This is a genomic window from Chamaesiphon polymorphus CCALA 037, assembly GCF_003003845.1.
Classification (GTDB): domain Bacteria; phylum Cyanobacteriota; class Cyanobacteriia; order Cyanobacteriales; family Chamaesiphonaceae; genus Chamaesiphon; species Chamaesiphon polymorphus.
Genome location: NZ_PVWO01000606.1, coordinates 1 through 3,001, shown reverse-complemented (window position 1 = coordinate 3,001; position 3,001 = coordinate 1). Strand labels below are relative to the sequence as shown.

Sequence of the window (3,001 nt, the reverse complement as noted above, 5' to 3'; positions counted from 1 at the left end):
GATGTGTATAAGAGACAGTCTGTATATAGATAACTAAAAGTTAGCATTGAAAAAGCCCTTATCGATCGGCAATCGACAAGGACTGATATGGGAATGCGATCGAAATTAATCTCCAATTTAGGCTGTAGTCAAAGATGCCGCGATCGGATCGGGAATAGTTGCCGATGGAGCTTGGAATTCTCCTGTTGCGACAAACTCCAAGCGGAGCTTCAACCAAGTAACAAACTGCGAATTTGTCGAAATAATAGCAGATGCAGGTTGTGGAACTTTCGCCTTAACACTGGCTAACTCCGGAGCATCGAGAAAAGCAGGTCGATCGATAAACCAAAAATCGATTTCTTTACCTTGCTCCTGATAATTGCGAATACGTTCGGCAATTACTTCATCGAGCGGTTCTTCTTCGCGTAAAAATCTTTTACTAGCAACTATATAGTAATAGGTTTGCATCTTTCTTCTGTATTTAAAGTAAATGACTAAATAAACGATCTAAGTAAATTGGCACAAATATCGATCGGATCGAAAATGCCTGAGATCTAGATGGTGGGCAGTGCCCACCCTACGTTCTGCCCACTAAGTAAATTGGCACAAATATCGATCGGACAGAAAATATATGAGATCTAGACGGTGGGCACTGCCCACCCTACTACTCTAATGGGGGAGCGGGTATCAGTTATCAATTATCAATTATCAATTATCAATTAATCCCAAACATTGCAGCTTTCATTTCGCGGATGGCTCGATCGATACCGACGAGTACCGCTCGACTGATGATACTATGGCCGATATTTAATTCTTCCATACCGGGCAAACAAGCCACCGGACGGACATTCCAATAAGTCAAGCCGTGTCCGGCATTTACCCGCAAACCAGCTTCGATCGCCAATTCGCAGCCCTTGGCTAAATTTGCTAGCTCCTGTTGCACCTGGAGCGGCTCTCTCGCCTCCGCATAGCGTCCGGTATGTAATTCGATGAATTGCGCCTTTATCTGGGCTGCGGCGGCAATTTGGGCAGGTTCTGGGTCGATAAATAGACTGACAGGGATCGATGCCGATTGTAACTTATCTACCACCGAGTTCAATCGATCGAGTTGTCCGGCAATATCCAATCCCCCTTCCGTCGTTACTTCTTCGCGCTTTTCCGGTACCAGCGTCACATAATCTGGTTTAATCATCAGTGCGATTTGCACCATCTCTGTTGTCGCCGCCATCTCTAGATTTAAATGCGTGCGGACGGTTTCGCGCAACAATCGAATATCCCGATCCTGCATGTGTCGCCGATCTTCGCGCAAATGTGCCGTAATCCCATCCGCACCAGCTAATTCGGCTAATACCGCTGCGGCGATCGGATCGGGTTCGACAGTGCGTCTGGCTTGCCTAATCGTGGCAACATGGTCGATATTTACCCCAAGCGTTAACAATTTTCGATGCTCCTGTATTCGATTTATTTAAATTGTACGCGGATGCTAGCCCCGCTGGGCGATCGAATTGGGTTAGATAGTACGCCTGGTAAATATCGATCGTGGCAACACGATCGATATTTACCCTCAGCATCAACAATTTTCGATGCTTCTGCGTTCCATTTTGATATAGATTTAAAAGCAGCTATTATTGCTTGCTAGCACATGAAATTACAGAATGGTGAAATTCTGGATAAATTTTATGGGCATTATGTAAATATATAGGCTAACATTAGCCAGTACCAGAAGGAGGACTGTTCCTTGTCTCGTAGATATCTTTTTACTTCGGAATCCGTGACGGAAGGTCACCCTGACAAAATCTGCGATCAGATTTCTGACACAATTTTGGATGCGCTGCTCGCTCAAGACCCCTACAGTCGGGTCGCCGCAGAGGTAGTAGTCAATACCGGACTCGTCTTGATCACGGGCGAGATTACCACTAAAGCGACTGTCAATTATATCGACCTCGCTCGCGCCAAAATTGCTGAAATTGGCTACACTGATGCCGATAACGGATTTTCGGCAAATAGTGCTTCGGTACTAATTGCCTTGGATCAGCAGTCGCCAGATATTGCTCAGGGGGTCAACACAGCTAAAGAAAATCGGGGCGATGGCACCGATATTTTCGACCAGACGGGTGCTGGAGACCAGGGGATTATGTTCGGGTATGCTTGTAACGAAACACCCGAATTAATGCCATTGCCGATTAGTTTGTCGCACCGCGTAGCTCGTCGCTTGGCGGCTGTACGCAAGACTGGCGATTTACCTTATCTCCGTCCCGATGGCAAAACCCAAATTACAGTTGAGTACAAAAATGGTATCCCGGTCGCGATCGATACCATCTTAATCTCTACTCAACACGATGCCACCATTGGCGAGATTAAAGACGATGCTGGCGTTCAAGCCAAAATCAAGGCCGATCTCTGGAAGTATGTAGTTTTACCTGTATTTGCAGACTTAGAAGTGCAGCCAGACGATAAAACTCACTTCCTCGTCAATCCTACAGGCAAATTTGTAATTGGCGGCCCTCAAGGAGACGCAGGTTTAACCGGACGCAAAATTATTGTCGATACTTACGGCGGTTATTCTCGTCATGGCGGTGGTGCTTTCTCTGGTAAAGATCCCACCAAAGTCGATCGATCTGCGGCTTATGCTTGCCGTCACGTCGCGAAAAATATTGTCGCGGCTGGTTTGGCTACCAAGTGCGAAGTTCAACTCAGTTACGCGATCGGTGTTGCCGCTCCTGTCAGTATTTTAGTCGAAACTTTCGGCACTGGCATCATTAGTGACGACCAACTTTTTGAACTGATCGAAGAACATTTCGAGCTGCGTCCCGAAGGAATTCTTGCTACTTTCAACCTCCGCAATCTCCCCGCCGAACGCAATGGTCGTTTTTATCAAGATGTTGCCGCCTACGGTCATTTCGGTCGATCGGATCTAGATTTACCTTGGGAACAAACCGACAAAGCAGCTACGCTCAAAGCAGCGGCTGCTAAGTTTGAAACGACAACCGTCGGTTAATAGTTTTTAGCTACTGCTTGAGAT

At 46.6% G+C, this 3,001-nt stretch carries 4 protein-coding genes; 2 read left to right on the top strand and 2 right to left on the bottom strand.

Annotation, left to right across the window (positions count from 1 at the left end; all coding sequences use genetic code 11):
- Window positions 1–117: 117 nt before the first annotated feature.
- Window positions 118–447, bottom strand: a complete 330-nt coding sequence (locus tag C7B77_RS27075; RefSeq protein ID WP_106312342.1) for an MgPME-cyclase complex family protein — start codon at window positions 445–447, stop codon at window positions 118–120.
- Window positions 448–694: 247 nt separating this feature from the next.
- The gene (locus tag C7B77_RS27070) at window positions 695–1,417 is read right to left on the bottom strand and encodes a pyridoxine 5'-phosphate synthase (protein ID WP_106312339.1); all 723 of its coding nucleotides are present in this window, start codon (window positions 1,415–1,417) and stop codon (window positions 695–697) included.
- Between the two features lie 6 nt (window positions 1,418–1,423).
- On the opposite strand from C7B77_RS27070, the gene C7B77_RS27065 reads away from it, so the two are divergent.
- A complete protein-coding gene (locus C7B77_RS27065; RefSeq protein WP_106312336.1) occupies window positions 1,424–1,618 on the top strand; it encodes a hypothetical protein in 195 nt (64 codons plus the stop codon).
- A 99-nt stretch (window positions 1,619–1,717) separates the two neighbouring features.
- The gene (gene metK, locus C7B77_RS27060; RefSeq protein ID WP_106312333.1) at window positions 1,718–2,977 is read left to right on the top strand and encodes a methionine adenosyltransferase; all 1,260 of its coding nucleotides are present in this window, start codon (window positions 1,718–1,720) and stop codon (window positions 2,975–2,977) included.
- Window positions 2,978–3,001: the final 24 nt, after the last annotated feature.

What these genes read in the sequence shown, in the direction of transcription:
- C7B77_RS27075 (WP_106312342.1), bottom strand. Translation starts at nt 447, where the DNA reads ATGCAAACCTATTACTATATAGTTGCTAGTAAAAGATTTTTACGCGAA.
- C7B77_RS27065 (WP_106312336.1), top strand. Translation starts at nt 1,424, where the DNA reads ATGCTCCTGTATTCGATTTATTTAAATTGTACGCGGATGCTAGCCCCG.